Annotated in this window: 15 protein-coding genes and 2 pseudogenes; 8 read left to right on the top strand and 9 right to left on the bottom strand. The window is 66.0% G+C overall.

Annotation, left to right across the window (positions count from 1 at the left end):
* Positions 1 to 19: 19 nt before the first annotated feature.
* A complete protein-coding gene (locus tag E5P3_RS30545; RefSeq protein WP_162589385.1) occupies positions 20 to 997 on the top strand; it encodes a Bug family tripartite tricarboxylate transporter substrate binding protein in 978 nt (325 codons plus the stop codon).
* 69 nt (positions 998 to 1,066) lie between these two features.
* Here the strand turns inward: E5P3_RS30545 and E5P3_RS30540 are convergent, their stop codons facing one another.
* The gene (locus E5P3_RS30540) at positions 1,067 to 1,252 is read right to left on the bottom strand and encodes a CsbD family protein (protein ID WP_162589384.1); all 186 of its coding nucleotides are present in this window, start codon (positions 1,250 to 1,252) and stop codon (positions 1,067 to 1,069) included.
* Between the two features lie 273 nt (positions 1,253 to 1,525).
* Here E5P3_RS30540 and E5P3_RS30535 point away from each other — a divergent pair, with 273 nt between their 5' ends.
* On the top strand, positions 1,526 to 2,320 hold the full coding sequence (locus tag E5P3_RS30535) for a hypothetical protein (RefSeq protein WP_162589383.1): 795 nt from the start codon (positions 1,526 to 1,528) through the stop codon (positions 2,318 to 2,320).
* 730 nt (positions 2,321 to 3,050) lie between these two features.
* On the opposite strand, the gene E5P3_RS30530 is transcribed toward E5P3_RS30535, so the two are convergent.
* The 5 genes and pseudogenes from E5P3_RS30530 to E5P3_RS30510 form a co-directional block, all read right to left on the bottom strand.
* Positions 3,051 to 3,269, bottom strand: a complete 219-nt coding sequence (locus tag E5P3_RS30530) for a HEPN domain-containing protein (RefSeq protein ID WP_197893997.1) — start codon at positions 3,267 to 3,269, stop codon at positions 3,051 to 3,053.
* 154 nt (positions 3,270 to 3,423) lie between these two features.
* On the bottom strand, positions 3,424 to 4,062 hold the full coding sequence (locus tag E5P3_RS30525; protein ID WP_162589382.1) for a DUF938 domain-containing protein: 639 nt from the start codon (positions 4,060 to 4,062) through the stop codon (positions 3,424 to 3,426).
* 359 nt (positions 4,063 to 4,421) lie between these two features.
* Positions 4,422 to 5,750: pseudogene (locus tag E5P3_RS30520) on the bottom strand (IS1182 family transposase); the annotation flags it as partial.
* A 20-nt stretch (positions 5,751 to 5,770) separates the two neighbouring features.
* Positions 5,771 to 6,103, bottom strand: a complete 333-nt coding sequence (locus E5P3_RS30515) for a DMT family transporter (protein WP_162589381.1) — start codon at positions 6,101 to 6,103, stop codon at positions 5,771 to 5,773.
* Between the two features lie 585 nt (positions 6,104 to 6,688).
* Entirely contained in the window at positions 6,689 to 7,015 is a 327-nt protein-coding gene (locus tag E5P3_RS30510) for a hypothetical protein (RefSeq protein ID WP_162589380.1), read from the bottom strand.
* Between the two features lie 129 nt (positions 7,016 to 7,144).
* Here E5P3_RS30510 and E5P3_RS30505 point away from each other — a divergent pair, with 129 nt between their 5' ends.
* Both E5P3_RS30505 and E5P3_RS30500 read left to right on the top strand, forming a co-directional pair.
* Positions 7,145 to 8,911, top strand: coding sequence for a winged helix-turn-helix domain-containing tetratricopeptide repeat protein (locus tag E5P3_RS30505; RefSeq protein WP_162589379.1), 1,767 nt, complete (start codon positions 7,145 to 7,147; stop codon positions 8,909 to 8,911).
* A 136-nt stretch (positions 8,912 to 9,047) separates the two neighbouring features.
* Positions 9,048 to 9,281: pseudogene (locus tag E5P3_RS30500) on the top strand (tyrosine-type recombinase/integrase); the annotation flags it as partial.
* Between the two features lie 405 nt (positions 9,282 to 9,686).
* Here E5P3_RS30500 and E5P3_RS30495 read toward each other — a convergent pair.
* The 3 genes from E5P3_RS30495 to E5P3_RS30485 form a co-directional block, all read right to left on the bottom strand.
* Positions 9,687 to 10,778, bottom strand: coding sequence for a mandelate racemase/muconate lactonizing enzyme family protein (locus E5P3_RS30495; protein ID WP_162589378.1), 1,092 nt, complete (start codon positions 10,776 to 10,778; stop codon positions 9,687 to 9,689).
* Between the two features lie 50 nt (positions 10,779 to 10,828).
* Positions 10,829 to 11,212 carry a hypothetical protein gene (locus tag E5P3_RS30490; protein ID WP_162589377.1) on the bottom strand — a complete coding sequence of 128 codons (384 nt, stop codon included), beginning with the start codon at positions 11,210 to 11,212 and terminating at the stop codon, positions 10,829 to 10,831.
* Between the two features lie 201 nt (positions 11,213 to 11,413).
* Complete coding sequence (locus tag E5P3_RS30485) at positions 11,414 to 11,875, bottom strand: carboxymuconolactone decarboxylase family protein (protein ID WP_162589376.1); 462 nt, start codon at positions 11,873 to 11,875, stop codon at positions 11,414 to 11,416.
* Positions 11,876 to 12,041: 166 nt separating this feature from the next.
* On the opposite strand from E5P3_RS30485, the gene E5P3_RS30480 reads away from it, so the two are divergent.
* From E5P3_RS30480 to E5P3_RS30465, 4 genes are read left to right on the top strand one after another with little or no spacing between them, the layout of a single operon-like run.
* The gene (locus E5P3_RS30480; RefSeq protein WP_197893996.1) at positions 12,042 to 12,662 is read left to right on the top strand and encodes an AAA family ATPase; all 621 of its coding nucleotides are present in this window, start codon (positions 12,042 to 12,044) and stop codon (positions 12,660 to 12,662) included.
* Positions 12,635 to 13,531, top strand: coding sequence for a LysR family transcriptional regulator (locus tag E5P3_RS30475; protein ID WP_162589375.1), 897 nt, complete (start codon positions 12,635 to 12,637; stop codon positions 13,529 to 13,531). Before E5P3_RS30480 ends, E5P3_RS30475 begins: the two co-directional genes overlap by 28 nt.
* Positions 13,532 to 13,571: 40 nt before the next feature.
* The gene (locus E5P3_RS30470; RefSeq protein WP_162589374.1) at positions 13,572 to 14,597 is read left to right on the top strand and encodes a tripartite tricarboxylate transporter substrate binding protein; all 1,026 of its coding nucleotides are present in this window, start codon (positions 13,572 to 13,574) and stop codon (positions 14,595 to 14,597) included.
* Positions 14,594 to 15,562 carry a succinylglutamate desuccinylase/aspartoacylase domain-containing protein gene (locus tag E5P3_RS30465; RefSeq protein WP_162589373.1) on the top strand — a complete coding sequence of 323 codons (969 nt, stop codon included), beginning with the start codon at positions 14,594 to 14,596 and terminating at the stop codon, positions 15,560 to 15,562. The genes E5P3_RS30470 and E5P3_RS30465 overlap by 4 nt, the downstream gene beginning before the upstream one ends.
* Positions 15,563 to 15,600: the final 38 nt, after the last annotated feature.

The raw sequence follows: 15,600 nt of genomic DNA, 5'->3' as shown, positions 1-15,600 counted from the left end.
ACCCAAAGGAGACACACCCATGAACACCACCCGCCGAGTCCTCGTCCTCGCAGCCGCCGCAGCCACCGCGCTCGCCACCACCGCCGGCGCGCACGCGCAGGACTACCCCAGCCGCCCCATCAAGTGGATCGTGCCCTACCTCGCCGGCACGGCGCCCGACACCACCGTGCGCATCACCGGCGACGCCATGTCGAAGATCCTCGGCCAGCCCGTCGTCATCGAGAACCGCGGCGGCGTCGCCGGCAACATCGGCGCCCAGCTCGCCGCCAAGGCGCCCGCCGACGGCTACACCTGGGTCTACAGCGGCTCGCCCATGGCCACCAACATGCGCATGTACCGCAAGCCCGGCTTCGACGTGATGAAGGACTTCATCCACGTCGGCCGCATCACGCAATCCGACTCGGTCATCGTGGTCAACCCCGACTCCGGCATCACCAGCGTGAAGCAGCTCGTCGAGCACCTGCGCAAGAGCCCGGGGAAGATGGCCTACGCCTCCGGCGGCGTCGGCACGCCCTCGCACATGGGGGCCGAGCTGCTCCTGGCGGCCACCGGCACCAAGGCGCTGCATGTGCCGTACAAGGGCGCATCGGAGTCCACCAACGCCGTGGCCGGCAAGCAGGTCGACTTTGCACTCGCGCTCGTCGCGCCTGCGCTGCCGCACATCCAGGGCGGCAAACTCGTGCCGTTGGCGGTGCTCTCGCCCGAGCGCAACGCGCGGCTGGACAAGGTGCCTACGCTCGCCGAGGCTGGCGTGCCGGGCATCTCGCTCGTCTCCTTCGGCGGGCTGGCCCTGCCGAAGGGTGCGCCGGCGCCTGTGGTGCAGAAGGTGCGGGATGCGCTCGCCCAGGCGCTGGCGGCGCCCGAGGTGCGGGAGAAGCTCGAGGCCAATGGCGCGGCCGTCGTGCCGAGCACGCCGGAGCAGTTTGCGCAGAGCCTGCAGGCGGAGATTGCGCTGACCGAGAAGCTGATGAAGGTGGCGAATATCGAGGCGCAATAGCCGTCGAGGCCGCGCGGCCGCTAAAGGCCGCGCGTGGTGCCCCTGACCACAACGGCGCCTCGCCGGAACTCAGGGCTTCTTCGTGAGGGTCTTGGCCGCTTCCTTCACGTCGCCGACCTTCTTCTGCACAGCACCGGCCGTCTTGTCGGCAGCGCCTTCGGCCTGCAGCCTCTCATTGCCCGTCACCTCGCCGACGGTCTGCTTCACACTGCCCTTGGCCTTCTCGAGGCCGCCTTTGACTTGATCCTTGTTCATCTCAGTTTCCTCTGGACGGTGTTGACCCGGGTGCTGGCGTGCCCCGTGTCACTGCCATCTGGCAGCAATCGATGTGTCGGCTCGCGCCAGGGGAGAGATAGAGCTACTTCGCCGCGTCTTGCTGTAGTACCTGCCTGACACCTTGCGGGCTCTCGCTTCGAGACAGCTCATCCGCAGCGAGGGCTCGACCTACGTGCAAGCGCGGCGCCGTCTTCGGCCAAGCTCCGGCCGTGGGGCAAGACTCCTCGCTCGTTACCAACCCGAGGAGCAACCATGAGCACAGTCACCTACGACACCCCGCCCGGCCGCAACGCGCCCGTGCGCACCGAAGCCGAGCTCTCGCGTCCAACAAGGCCCTGGCATCGCGTTTCATGGGGCGCCATCGTCGCGGGCGTCGTCATCGCCATGGTGCTCCAGCTGGTGCTGAGCCTGCTCGGCGCAAGCCTTGGCTTGAGCACCATCGACCCGATGAAATACAGCAGTCCCGATCCGGCCACCTTCGGCATCGCGGCCGGTGCCTGGTGGGTCGCCAGTAGCGCATTGGCTTTGTTTGCAGGCGGCTGGGTGGCCGCACATCTGGCCGGTGCGCCCGACAAGACCGACGCCTCGCTGCACGGCCTGCTCACCTGGGGCCTTGCCACCATCGTGACCGCCTACCTCGTGACCTCGCTGATCGGCGCCGCAATCGGCGGCGGCAGCAAGCTGCTGGGAACGGCCGCTACCGCGGGCGCTGCTGGCGCTTCCGGACCTGTGGCGGATGCAGTGCGACGCCAGATGCCTTCGGACGTTTCGATCGACGACCTGAAGAACCAGGCCCAGCAGCGTCTTGCTCAGGCGGCCACCCCGGGTGCTGCGGCACCTGCGGACCCTTCTGCACCGCTCACGGCAGAGCAAAAGGCGCAAGCCGAGGCCAAGGCACGCCAGGTGGCCGACGAGGCCGCGAAGCGCGCATCGCAGGCTGCGCTCGCGCTACTGCTCGCGATGGTGGTGGGGGCGATCGCTGCGACCTTCGGTGGCTCGCTTGCCGGTCGGCGGTATTGGGTGACTGACGGTACGGTGCGCCGCTGAGTTGCAATAGCGGCCCCGGCCCGCGCTGCCGGGGCCGCTGGTCTACTGGCATCGGCGCGCGGAAGTCCTGCCTCCCGTTATGCCTGCTCGCCCGCGCGGTCATGCAACATGTCGCGGCCGGGCGTTGAACAGCTGATCCTCCAGCGCCTCCATTGGTCTTCTCCAAGTTGGATTCGGAGTGCCTTCCAACCTTTGGGAGAGATCTTGCTCACGACAAGACCGATCTGAGGGCCGCCGCCTCTTGGGTCGAATACCACCTGCATCACCGCATTCGCTTGCCTCAGGTGAACCAGTGCGCAAAGTGCTTCGATGTCTTCGTTCTCTGTGAGGATGAGCGAGAGGGACGACCGGAAGCGCCGATGCGCAAGGTGCGGTGGCCTGAGTGCATCCGGAGCCTTGTTCTCGGTCGTTGTTTCGGGACGTTGTTCTAGCACGCCGAAAGTGTCTGGGGAATCTCAACCTGGGTACACACACTATCGGTTTGATTGGGGGATGGTGTTGCCGGCCCAGTCGCGCGCTGGCTTCCAGTGCGCCGCCAATCCGCTGCTGCTCTTCGTACGAGCCGAGAGGGCATGCAACGGTTGCGCGAGGTCGCCGGCGTGAACTCGGGCTGCGCTGAGCCTGGAGCGGACCCGGCCCCAGGTATAGCGGTCGCGACGTCGGTCGCATCGACCAAGCATTTCAAAAACTTGATCGCCTTCTCAAGGTCTTCCTTCCTGATGAGATGCGGCTACTGCTTCAAGGCGAGCCGCAGTTGCCTCAACATGAACTGACTTTGAAAGCTATCGGTGCCCGCACCCAGCCGCGCATGGAGTGCCTCAAGTACGCGATCCTCGACGTAGGTCTCCCAGGCCGTGCAGGCCATGATGATCCCGGCGCGCTTGAGCACCTCACTGCCGTGCGCCTCAACAATGGCAAAGCACTCGTCATCGGCGTCTCGGTAGTTCACTGGACCTCGGTTGGGTTCACGTGCGTGGCCGGTCCCGTAGCCGGCAACCGTCGCGGGCCCTGGAGTGTAGGAGTGCTTGCAGCCCGCGCGCACTTACTATTGGTCCGACGACAATCGGCCAGTTCCCGCCATTTGTGGCCGACAGCTTTGGTGCTCAAGCATCGATGAGGGCCGGCGCGCCGGGGAGTGCCCCGTTTGGTCTCCGCCAGACCAGAGTGGAGTTGTTTGCCGGCATTGGTACGGCCTCCTCCAGCGCAAGGCCTTCATTGCCCGCGACTTCCGCCACCTTGTCGATGTCGCGCACGCCCCAGAGCGGATTCCTTGCGCGCAGGCTCGCGTCGAACGCTTCATTGCTCTGCGACGTATGCGCGCCGCCGCGCATGTACGGGCCGTAGGTCACAAGCACACCACCGGCGGGCAGGATCCTGCCGGCGCCCGCCATCAACGCAAGGGTGACCTCCCACGAGGAGATGTGAATGACGTTGATGCACACGACCGCGTCGGCCGCGGATACTGGCCAGGGATGCTTCGTGACATCGATGGCGAGGGGCGGCTTTACGTTCGACAGGTTGCCTTCGGCCACCCACGCCTCGATGGAAGCGTGGCGCTCCACGTCCATCTCGCTGGGCTGGAAAGTGAGGGCGGGCAATGCCTTGGCGAAGTGCGCCACGTGCTGCCCGGTGCCGCTGCCGATCTCGAGCACGAAGCCGCGTGGCGGCAATACGCGCGCAAGTACCTCGAGGATCGGCTGCTTATTGCGCTCGGGGGAGGGGGCGGTCTCGCGTGAGTCCATGCAGCGATGGTAAGCCTGAAGTCGTGCTCGGCGACTCAACCGCTCCGTCTGCTGCCACCCGATGGGTGCCCTCCGCTGCGAGACTTCCCTTCAGGTGCCTGTGGGCGGGCTCGGCCGGCAGCTTTGCGGCAAAGAGATCAGGAAAGTGGATGTCTATCCAGGGCCAGCCGCCGCCGTGGAGGATGTGGCAGGATGCGGCCGAGGCCGTGTGGAAACGGCTTTGACTTGCGAGTATGCCGAACACGCGGCCTTGTGGTCGTCATCGGTGCCACCGGGTCATCCAGTAGTCTCGTTGCGCAAACGTGGGTTTTATCCGACCGAGGGTCGCTGCGCGAGCTGCAAAGGGCCGTTAAGGAGGCTCACGCCCCCACCAGCCTGACCGCCTTCATCGTTCTGGCAATACCCAGGATCGAGATCACCCGCTTCAGGTTGTATGCCAGCACGTGCAGGCCCATCTCGGTGTTGACGTGCTCCAATTTCGTCGTGAGGAAGTGCGTCCAACCCATCCAGTGCTTGAGTGTCCCGAACACGTGCTCCACGGTGCACCTTCGCAGCGTCATCGCGACGGGTTTGCGGTCCAGGCGTTGCTGGACGCGCTCAAGCACCTCTTCGTGCTCCCATCGGCGAATGCGACGGTAGTCGCCGGTTGTGCACTGGCCTTTCAGTGGGCATGTGGGGCAGGCGCTGGTCCAGTAGACGCGAAGCTTGTTGCCGTTCTTCTCGAGCGTGGTGAACCTGTAGATGGCCCGTTCGCCGGCAGGGCACTGATACTCGTCAGCCTTCGCGATGTAGATGACGTCGCGCTTGTCGAAGCGCCCCTCCGCCTTGGCGTTGGAGGTCATCGGCTTGGGCACGTAGGTCGTGATGCCCGCGTCCTCGCAGGCCTTGAGCTCCGTGCCGTTGAAGTACGCGGTCGGCGAGGGCCTGCAGCTTGGTCTTGCCCATCGCCTCGCGCGCGGCCGTTGCCATGTTGCTCAGCTGCGCGCGGTCGTTACCGTCGTTGGTGACCTCGTGCGCCACGATCAGGTGATGCCTGGCGTCGACGCCTGAACGTTGTAGCCCACCAGGCCCGAGCCCTTGGCTTGTGAGTTCATCGAACGCGCATCGGGATCGGTGGTCGAGCGCTGGCCATCGGGCTCGTGTTTCAGTTGCTCTTTGGTCCGGTCCAGCTCCCGCATTTGCTCGCGCAGCTTCTTGATCTTGTCCGTCAACCGCTCGGTCTTGGCCTCGACCTCCGCAGGCTGTGTGCGATCGGCGGTCTCCATGGCATCGAGGTAGCGTTGGATGCTCTGCTCGATCTGCCGCTGACGTGCATCGATCTTGCCGGCGGTGAAGTTGCGGTCGCGGCTGTTGACCGCCTTGAACTTGCTGCCGTCGATGGCGACGATGGCGTGCGTGAACAGCTTGAGGTCGCGGCACAGGCCGCCGAAGCGGCGGCAGACATTGCGGATGCCGACGCCGTTGTCGTGGCGGAAGTCGGCGATGGTCTTGAAGTCAGGCGCCAGCCGGCCGGTGAGCCACATCAGCTCGACATTGCGCTGCGCCTCGCGCTCGAGGCGTCGGCTCGACTGGATGCGATTCAGATAGCCGTAGATGTAGAGCTTCAGCAGGACCGACGGGTGGTACGAAGGGCGACCGGTGGCTGCGGGTTCAACGCCGTCGAAGCCCAGTGCATGGAGATCGAGTTCTGCCTGACTTGCGAGCAGAACTACCGCCAATCAAGGTTCAGGCAAATTACCCCGGCCACAACGAAGGCAAGGCCGATCAGCCGTGTCGAATGGAAAGACTCGCCGAACCACAGCATGCCCACCACCGCCGTGAGTGCGGTGCCAACCCCGGCCCACATCGCATAGGCCAGGCCGACTTCCAGATGCCGCACGGACAACGACATCAACCAGATCGCCAGCGCATAGAGCGACCCAACCGCCAGTGACGGCCACAGCCGGGTGAAGCCATCGGCATAGCGCAAGGCGATGGTGCCGACCACTTCGGCGGAGATGCTGGCTGCAAGCAGCAGCCAGGCGAGTGCGTGGTAACGCATGGGAACCCCTGTCTGGGACCCTGCGCTGTACCGGGCAGGATCGGGAGGAACAGAAGCGGTACCCCGAACCCGCAAATTGTAGAAAGAAGTCGTGACGGTTCAGCTATCGAGGGTGCGCTATGCCTGTCGCTCGGCCCCTGCCAGGTAGCCCATCAGCATCTCGACGATGGAGTGTTCGACAGCGCTGGGCGTGAGTTGCTCCGGCGCATCGATCAGTAGCCGTCGGTGACTGCTTTCGGGCGACGCGAACTTCGGCTTCGGGGCCCCCGGTGCGGTCCTTCAGCATCAAGAGAGGCTGACCTTCGTCAAAGCTTCTGAACGGCCAGAAGCAGCCGATCGCCAGCGACGGCAATGCAGCAACGCAAAGATGGCCTCTGATCAATGACACTGGCCAGCTCCACCCGCGCATGCGCGGGCAAATAGAACTTCAATCGCCCTCTGCAAATCCCGAGACCCTCCGGGTGCTGCGCGGCGCTCGGTTGACCTGGCCTGGTGCGTTCCCAGGCCGCACTATCGGTCTTGAACTCGGGGTCGGCACTGCCGAAGCGGTGACGGCGGAGTGCGGGCGCGGCCGGCCCTGCTGCTTCAAGGCGTGGCGATGCGTTCGCCGCGCGGCTCGGCGACACGTTCGGCGTGCCACCAGGCGATTAGACGCTTGAAGTCGCCGCCGAAGCCGACCCTGAGCAGCTCTTCGTAGATGACCGAGCAGTTCGCCGCTTCGCCCATGCCGAGCAGGCGCTCGGTCGCGGCCCGCTCGCAGCGCAGGTAGGCCGCCTTCATGCTGCGCACTTCGCGGTCGACGGCCGCGGGGGTGCGGTTGGGCGGCTGCGCGCGCGGGTTCGAAGCAAGGGTCGCGAGCAGAAGCGAGGCAGCGATGGTGGCTGCGATGGACAAAGTACGATGGTGGCTCATGGGGCCTCCGATGACGGGTGAGGGTGCCGCTGCCATTGCGCCTCGACAGCTCGCGTGCCGTCATGAAGGAACCGGCGCGCGTGGTGAAAAAGGCTGAAAATTCCTCCCTCCAGGCCCGGGGGAGACCAGATGCAGGTTCAAGCCGCCAATCGGTTGCGCTTCGAAGAGTTCGATCTCGACGTCGGCTGCCGCACGCTGCGCCGGGCCGGTCGGAGGCTCGACCTTCGCCCGCGCAGCTTCGACGTGCTGGTCTACCTGGCCGAGGCCGCAGGCCGGCCGGTGGGCAAGGACGAGATCCTGGCCGCCGTCTGGCCCGATGTCGTTGTCGGCGAGGAGTCGCTGACGCGCTGTGTCTCCGACATCCGGCAGGTGCTCGGCGAGCACGGGCAGGACATCATTAAGACACTGCCACGGCGCGGGTATCTCTTCGCGGCTCCGGTCGAGCCTGTGCCGGCCTCACGCGCCGCCGATGCGGGGCCGGCCACACCCGCTGGCGAAGCGGCAGTGCCATCCTCGTCGGCTCGGGCGGCGACTGGCACGGTCGCGGGTGAGGCCGCCGCGCCGGTGAGGCGAGGCGCTGCTGCCGCCGCGCTCTGGAGCGGCCTCGCGGCTGCCACCATCGCTGCGGCAGGATTGGCTTGGTGGTGGCAGCAGCGCAGCGCGCCGGTGGTGCCACCCGCACCGCCTCGCCTGTCGATCGTCGTGCTGCCCCTTGCAAGTGATGGCGGCGACCCGGCGCAGGACCGCCTGGCCGCCGTGCTCACCGACGAGATCACGGTCGACCTGTCGCGCATCCCCGAGAGCTTCGTGATCGCAGGGGCGACCGCGGAAACCTATCGCGGCCGCAGCGTCGACGCGCGTCGCGTGGGCAGCGAGCTCGGCGTGCGCTATGTACTCGACGGCGGCCTGGTGCGCCTGGGCGACACGGTGCGACTGACCCTGCAGCTCGTCGACGGCGAGAGCGGGCGCGCCCTGTGGGCAGACCGTATCGATGGCGAGCTACCCGACCTTCCTGCGCTGTACCGTCGAGTCACCGGGACCGTGGCGAGGTCGCTGGACCTGACGCTGCAGGAGGTGGAAACCACACGTGCTCGAGCGCGGCCCGGTGCCGACTCGCAGGAGCTGCTGCAGCAGGCGCGGTGGCTGCTGCAGTTCAACCGGACTACGCCGGACTCCCTGCAGCAGGCGCGCCGGCTGCTCGAGCAGGTGATCGCGCGCGACCCGGGGTCGGGACTCGCCTTCGCGCTGCTGGCACAGACCTATAACTACGACGTGTCGCAGCGCTGGCTGGGCCTGCGCGGCGCGACGCGCGAGCAGTGGCTGCAACAGGCCGACAGACTCTCGGCGCAGGCCTTCCAACTGGATCCCGCCGATGCCCGCGTCGTCGGCGTGCGCGGTACGACGCTCGCGCTGGCCGGCCGCTCCGAGCAGGCGGTGGAGTTGCTCGGGCGCCAGATCGGGCTCAATCGCAACGATGCAAGCGCCTGGTTCTGGCTTGGTTATGCCCGTTGCACGCTCGGCCGGCCGGATGAAGCGATCGCCGCCCTCGAGCAGGCGCGGCGGCTCAGCCCGCGCGACCCGAACCTCAACGGCATCTTCGTCGTCACCGCGACGGCGCATCTGCACCTGGGCCGCGACCGCGAAGCGCTCGAATGGGCGCAGCGCTCGGTGCTCGAGCGGCCGCAGCACGCGGTGGCTCATTCGTGGGTCGCCGCGGCCGCAGCGAACTTGGGCGAGACGGAAACCGCGCGTGCGGCGCTGGCGGAGTTCAGACGGCGGCTGCCCTCTTACACGATTTCGTCGTTCCGCGACGAGCGGCTGTGCGCGAACGACCTCTGCCGCGCCCAGCGCGAGCGTTACTACGCGGGGCTGGCGAAGGCTGGGCTGCCCGAATAGGCTGATTTCGCGCTGCGGCCTTCTTCGGGTGGCTGCGCATGGGTCAGAGCGACTGAGCGAGCGGCCGACTTGTGGCGACGAGCCCGAGACTACGGAAGTCGCTGATGGGTCGAGAGCGGCGTCGAGCGGCAGCTTTACGCGCCAGTACGCCAGGATCGTGCATGGGTGGGTTGAAGGCATTGGCCTGGACCCGTCTGCCTACGGGACGCACTCGATGCGCCGCACGAAGGCTTCCATGATTTACAAGAAGACGAAGAACTTGAGAGCGGTCCAGATCCTGTTGGGCCACAACAAGCTTGAAAGCACCGTCAAGTACCTTGGCATCGAAGTGGACGACGCTTTAGACACCGCGGAACAGCTGGACGTGTGAGTTCAGTGGCGGCGCGCGCGGCGCGCCGCCCATCAACAGGGCATGGCGTCCGGATCGGGCGGCCATGGCACTTGGTGGACGCCCTCGGAACGGCAACTGCTGGACCGCGTAGTTTGGGCGCCGACGGGTGACAGTTCATGGCACTAAGCCGGTAGTCGCTGTCGGCATCCGCGTCAAGAGCGGCTGTTCATGCGCCCCGGCATGACCGGCCGCAATCAGCCTGAAGCAGCAATTCCCAATGCCAAGTTCTGGGCGCTCAGCCCTACAGCCCTTCGCCACCGTATAGGCACATCGCGGGCCAGTCGGACTCGAAAACGGCCCGCGAAGCCACGCCGCCGTTCCGCAGCGCTGCCTCATTCGGCATCGCACGTGCGGTTCTCCGCGTCCGCTCCTCCGGCATCGAAACTACCGAACCAAGAACGCCCCAAGCTTTCCCCAGTCGAACTGCACCCCGATCCCGGGATCTTCGGGCGCAACCGCGCGGTGGTTCTCGATGACGAGGGGGCGAGCCGTGTACTCGTCGATGGGAAAGCTGTGGATCTCCAGCCACCCCGCATCAGCTTGTGCAGCCAACAGGCTGACGTGCAGCTCCTGCATCCCATGCGAGCACACCGGGATGCCGTGCTGGCGCGAGCGCTCGGCCACCCTCAGCCAGCCCGTGATGCCTCCGCAGTTCGAAGCGTCCGGCTGGATGAAGGACAACTTCGCATGCTTGAACGCCTGGTCGAACTCGTGAATCGTGTGCAGGTTTTCGCCCATTGCCAACGGCACGCCGGTCGCGTCGGCGATGCGCGCATAGCCTTCATAGTCGTCCGGAATGGTCGGCTCCTCGAACCAGAAGACGTCGAAGGGCGCGAAGCGCTTGCCGGCAACAATGGCCTGGTCCACGCTCATGGCGTAGTTGGCGTCCACCATCAGGGTGATGTCGGGGCCGATCAGCTGCCGCACTGCGCGAATACGCTCGATGTCTTCCTCAAGGTCCTGGCGCCCGATTTTTATCTTGACAGCGTTGACGCCCCTGGCGAGGTAACCACGCACGTTGCTCAGCAGCTTCTCGAGCGGAAACGACAGGTCGATACCGCCGCAGTAGGCCTTGCAGGTGTTCCCGGCGCCGCCGGCCAGCTTCCAGAGTGGCTGCCCGGCTCCCTTGCAACGGAGATCCCAAAGCGCGATGTCTATGGCCGCGATCGCAAATGACGCGATGCCCCCGCGTCCGACATAGTGCACATGCCACTGGTTGAAATCGTGAATGCCCTCGACGTCTGCGCCATCGGAGCCAACCAGCGCAGGAGTGAGGTCGTGGTCGATCATTGCCTTGATCGCGTGGCCTCCCCTGCCGCCGGTGTAGGTGTAGCCCGTGCCCTGGCTGCCGTCTGCGAGCTCTACCGTCACGGTGATCAACTCGAAATGGGTATGTGCGCCGTGCTTGGCATCCGTCAACACTTCAGCAAGAGGGACCTTGAACAGCTGGGTGGTCATGTTCGCGATCGAACGCATGGCGCACTCTCCTTTGGATTGCCGTCTCTCCTCAAGAAGAGGCACCTGGGTCACTTCGCCGGCTTCTTCGGCGACTTGCGCGCGGCGTCCAGCGCCGCTGCCTGCTGCGCGTGCTTCTCGGCGCGCGTCCTGCGCGGCTTGGGCTTCTTGGCTTCAGTGGCGTCGTGCGCTTCCTTCCTGGCCTTCTTGTCCTTGGCCTGGGGATGATGCGTTCGCGTCAGCCGGTCGAGGGCGCTCGGCCCGGGTTGCAGCGCCTTCGCCTTGCGCCTGTCCCGCTCCTCCTTGAGCAGCCGGCGCTCCTCGATCAGGGCGGACTCGGCTTCGGACGGCTCTTGCTCAGTCCCACCAGCTTCCATCCGGCGCTCCGTCGCGCGAAGCAGCGCTCGGCCGTTGGCCGAGATTCTCTTGGTCAATGACGCAATACGAATCGGCATTTGTCAGTTCCTCATGGTGCTGAAAGGCCACTGTAGGCCAGACCTGCGCTCGACGCCAGCCTGTTCGCACCACACCAGGGAGATGCTGATCAATGAACGACGTCGGCGAATCTGAGGACAGGCCGACCGGGCGGAGGATCGGCGCGACGCAGACGGCACATCGTCCATGCGCCGCGCCGGAGTAGCCGGCAGCCGCCTGGATCAGCCGACGGTATACGGCGTTTCGGGCACCTGCGTGTGGAAGCTGGCATTGAGCATGTTCCACGAGCGGATCGCGCAGACCGCGAAGGTGAGGTCCGCGATCTCCGCATCACTGAAGTGCCGCTTCACGGCGTCGAAGTCCGCATCGCTAGGGGTGCGCTGTGGCACTGCGTTGACGGCCTCCGCCCAGTTGAGCGCGGCGCGCTCGGCTTCGTTGAAGAATCGCTCCGCCTCGCGCCAGCCGGCCACAGCGTTGACATGGCGGGGGTCCATGCCCTGCTTGAGCAGGTCGGCCCAGTGCATGTCGATGCAGAAGGCGCAGCCGTTGATCTGGCTGATGCGCAAGTTCACCAATTCGCGCAGGCGCTTGTCCAGCGATTTGCCGGCGGCGTGGGAAAACTGGGCGCCGGCGCGCGCGGCCGCGGGGGCGAGGGCGTGGTAGTCGAGTCTGGCTTGGGACACGTGAGCTCCTTATCGGTTGAGGGTTGGGGGGAACACCTCTTAGACGACGGGTCACATCGGTTTGTGACAGGTGGCGATGCGTTTCCACGCGGCCGCCTCAAATGTTGCGAAAAGCCTCCCTCGGACGCCGTAGTGAAAGGCTTCTCGGTGCACAACAATAGGTGACATGAAGCTCATCTTTATCTATGGACCTCCCGCTTCCGGCAAGCTGACGATCGCCAGGGAACTCAGCCGAATCACCGGATTACCGGTCTTCCACAATCATTTGATTGTCGATGCCGTCGCCTCCATCTTTCCCTTCGGCACGGATCAGTTCGTCAGGCTACGGGAGCAAATGTGGCTGGACGTGATGCGCGAGGCAGCTGCGTCTCAGCGCTCTCTCATCTTCACCTTCGCGCCAGAGCCGACGGTCGCCAGCGGGTTTCACAATCGGGCTGTAGACGTCGTGAAGGTCGCCGGGGGCAGCACGCTGTTCGTGCAACTGAGGGTTCCTGTTGCCGAGCAGGAAAAGCGCCTCACGGCTGCGAGCCGGGCGGAGTTTGGCAAGCTGCGGTCGCTGAGCCTCCTGCGGGAGCTGCGGGCCCAGTTCGAAGCCTCGGAGCGTGCGATGCCGCCAGGAGAACTGGCAATCGACACCTCTGCTCTCGAGCCGCCGGCGGCCGCGCATAAGATCGCCTCCGCATTGGCTTTGCCGCTCCTTCCGCCAGCTTCCTCGGCAAGCGCCTCCGGCCGGGACGGTGAAAGCTACAGTCCCGTCCCATGCAAACCAAGTGGCTCGAAGACCTGATCGCCCTGTCGCACACCGGCAGCCTCACCCGCGCCGCAGAGCAGCGACACGTCACCCACCCAGCGTTCGGCCGTCGAATCCGGGCGCTTGAAGCCTGGGCAGGAGCACCCCTCGTCGAGCGGCGCGGGACTTCCGTCAGACTGACGAGCCAAGGCGAGAAGCTGCTGGGCTTTGCGCTGCAGCTGGTTCCAGCGATGGCCCATGCACGGAGCGAGATCTGCGGGGCGGATGCAGAAGGGCATGCCGCAACGGTCACATTGGCCACGGGGCGGACCCTGGCCCGCACGGTGGCGGCGGACTGGCTTTCGCGGATCAGGCGGCAACGTGCCGGCGTCCGGGTGGTGGTGCGCACCGGCTCCATGGCGGAAACCCTTCAGCGCTTCGAGCGCGGCGAATCGGACTTCATGCTGACCTATCACCACCCCCAGCTCGCAGTGCGCCTCAGTTCGCACCAGTACCTGCAGCGACGGGTGGCGAGCGACCGCCTGGTGCCGGTGGGAAAGATCAACGCACGGGGCCAGGCGTCATTCAGCTTCGAGCACGGCGAGGCTGTCCCCTACCTGGCGTATGCCCAGACGCTGGCCTTGGGGCGGCTGGTGAGCGACCACCTGAGCAATCATCCGAAGGCGCCCCGCCTCACCGAGACCATCGAATGCGATTCGGCAGACGCGTTGCTCGAGTACGCCCTCAAGGGGCTGGGCGTTGCATGGTTGCCCTGGTCCCTGGCAGCAGGCGCCTGCAAGGCAAGGCAGTTGGCGCCCGTGGGCAGCAAGGCGCTGGAGATCGGCTTCGAGGTCCGCATGGTGCGAGCCAAACGAAGGCTCTCGCCAGCGGCAGAGTCGTTCTGGCAGACCGTGGACCCGGGCTGACCGGTACTTTCCGGCAAGGCTGCGTGCCGAAAAGGCACAAATGCGGTGTTTCCGGAAACCAGAATCTGGGCACTACAGGAGACAAACCTTGAACCGTACCCTTGCCATCGGCGTCGCAGCGTTCTCGATCATTTCCGTGGCCCAGCACCACGCCTCGGCCCAGGAGGCGGCCTACCCGAGCAAGCCCATCACGGTGCTGGTCGGGTATCCGCCGGGCGGGAGCACCGACCTGACGGGTCGTGCAGTGGCTGATCAGCTCGCGCACAAGCTGGGGGTTCCGGTCGTCGTGGAGAACGCCAGCGGTGCAGGCGGCGCGATCGCCGCGATGAGGGCGTCGAAGGCACAGCCGGACGGCTACACCTTGCTGCTGGGGGCCAACAACGAGATTGCGATCAACCGGCTGATCACGCCTGCAACCGTCAAGTACAGCTACAAGGACTTCACGCCGATCGGCCTGGTCGCCTCGCAGCCCATGGTCCTGGTCGCATCGGCCGCCACGGGGGTCAAGGATGCCGACCAGTTCCTGAAAGCGGTCAAGGCCAAGCCCGGGCGCTTCAGCTACGGCAGCAGCGGAATTGGCACCGCGCTGCACCTGGCGGGGGAAATGGTCAAGGAGCAAGGTGGACTGTTCATGACGCACATCCCGTACCGAGGCGTGGCGCCGCTGACCACCGACCTCCTGGGCGGCACGCTGGATTACGGGGTGTTCGTCCTGTCCAGCGGTCTGCCGCATATCCGCAGCGGCAAGGTGGTCGCCCTGGGCGTGACGGAGAAGAAGCGATCACCCGTCGCACCGGACATTCCCGCGCTGGCCGAGTCAACGAACCTGAAGGACATGGACATCGGCGTCTGGTTCGCGCTGATGGCGCCGCCGAAGCTGCCCGCGCCCATCCTGGCCAGGCTGCGCACGGCGCTCAACGAGATCCTGAAGACACCCGAGTTCCGCAAGAAGCTCGAAGAGTCGGGCTCGACCCTCGCGCCCCTGGACGTCGACATGCCGCGCTTCCTGGCCGAGGAGACAGCCAAGTATCAGAAGGTCGTCGACTTCGCGAAGATCGCGGAATGACGGACCTGCGATTCGACCTGCCGAAGCCGGACATCAGCGCATGGCGCGCAGGCAACACGGGAACGGAAGGGGTCTGGCACTTCGAGTCAGGCATGCCCGGCCGTCGGGTGATGGTCACGTCGCTCGTCCATGGCAATGAGCTCTGCGGGGCCTGGGCCGTCAAGGGGCTGCTGGAAGCCGGTGTGCGGCCACGGCGAGGCAGCCTGACGATGGCCTTCTGCCATCTTGCTGCCTTCGACCGCTTCGACCCGGGCGCGTTCGATGCGTCCCGCTTTGTCGATGAAGATCTGAACCGCCAATGGTCCGCCGGGAGGATCGCCGATGCGACAAGCGTGGAGCGGCGCCGTGCGGGCGAGCTGCTTCCGTTCGTCGAGCGTGCGGACTGGCTGCTGGACCTGCATTCCATGCACGAGCAGGGCGAGCCGCTGTTGTTGGCGGGCCCTCATGCCCGCAATCTGGAGCTTGCGCGAAGCTTGCGGGCGCCGGAGCACGTCGTCGTCGATGAGGGCCACCAGGACGGAACCCGAATGCGCGATTTCGGTCGTTTCGGCCTCTGCGACGCGGAGGGCGGCGACTCCCGTTCGCTGCTCGTGGAATGCGGCTTTCACGGCGAAGCCTCGAGCCGGGATGTTGCGCGGGACCTGTCGGTTCGCTTTCTGGTCGAAGCGCAAATCCTCGACGCTGCAGCCGCATCCGACGCGCTTCCCGGATGGCGCCGCCCGGATGCCCCCCGTCAGTGCGTCCTGCGGGTCACCGGCGGCGTGGTTGCGCGCAGCAGCAAGTTTCGCTTCCTCGGCGCCTGGCGTGGGCTCGAGGTCATCCGGAATGCGGGGACCCCCATTGGCGACAACGACGGAGAGCTGGTCACCACGCCCTACGACGACTGCGTTCTCGTCATGCCTTCGTTGCGGCAGGCGCGCGCCGGCGTGACGGTCGTCCGCTTCGCGAGCGCGGAGCCACTGTGACGGCCGCGCCGGTGACGGCGAGCGTCACGCTTCGCTGT

The sequence above is a fragment of the Variovorax sp. RA8 genome, from assembly GCF_901827175.1.
Taxonomy (GTDB): Bacteria; Pseudomonadota; Gammaproteobacteria; order Burkholderiales; family Burkholderiaceae_C; genus Variovorax.
This window is presented reverse-complemented; position numbering and strand designations above follow the sequence as displayed.

Excerpts from the sequence above, each read along its gene's own strand:
- E5P3_RS30535 (WP_162589383.1), top strand. The coding sequence starts at position 1,526 with ATGAGCACAGTCACCTACGACACCCCGCCCGGCCGCAACGCGCCCGTG.
- E5P3_RS30465 (WP_162589373.1), top strand. The coding sequence starts at position 14,594 with ATGACGGACCTGCGATTCGACCTGCCGAAGCCGGACATCAGCGCATGG.
- E5P3_RS30525 (WP_162589382.1), bottom strand. The coding sequence starts at position 4,062 with ATGGACTCACGCGAGACCGCCCCCTCCCCCGAGCGCAATAAGCAGCCG.
- E5P3_RS30470 (WP_162589374.1), top strand. The coding sequence starts at position 13,572 with ATGCGGTGTTTCCGGAAACCAGAATCTGGGCACTACAGGAGACAAACC.
- E5P3_RS30475 (WP_162589375.1), top strand. The coding sequence starts at position 12,635 with ATGCAAACCAAGTGGCTCGAAGACCTGATCGCCCTGTCGCACACCGGC.
- E5P3_RS30515 (WP_162589381.1), bottom strand. The coding sequence starts at position 6,103 with ATGCGTTACCACGCACTCGCCTGGCTGCTGCTTGCAGCCAGCATCTCC.
- E5P3_RS30545 (WP_162589385.1), top strand. The coding sequence starts at position 20 with ATGAACACCACCCGCCGAGTCCTCGTCCTCGCAGCCGCCGCAGCCACC.
- E5P3_RS30540 (WP_162589384.1), bottom strand. The coding sequence starts at position 1,252 with ATGAACAAGGATCAAGTCAAAGGCGGCCTCGAGAAGGCCAAGGGCAGT.
- E5P3_RS30495 (WP_162589378.1), bottom strand. The coding sequence starts at position 10,778 with ATGCGTTCGATCGCGAACATGACCACCCAGCTGTTCAAGGTCCCTCTT.
- E5P3_RS30505 (WP_162589379.1), top strand. The coding sequence starts at position 7,145 with ATGCAGGTTCAAGCCGCCAATCGGTTGCGCTTCGAAGAGTTCGATCTC.
- E5P3_RS30510 (WP_162589380.1), bottom strand. The coding sequence starts at position 7,015 with ATGAGCCACCATCGTACTTTGTCCATCGCAGCCACCATCGCTGCCTCG.
- E5P3_RS30490 (WP_162589377.1), bottom strand. The coding sequence starts at position 11,212 with ATGCCGATTCGTATTGCGTCATTGACCAAGAGAATCTCGGCCAACGGC.
- E5P3_RS30480 (WP_197893996.1), top strand. The coding sequence starts at position 12,042 with ATGAAGCTCATCTTTATCTATGGACCTCCCGCTTCCGGCAAGCTGACG.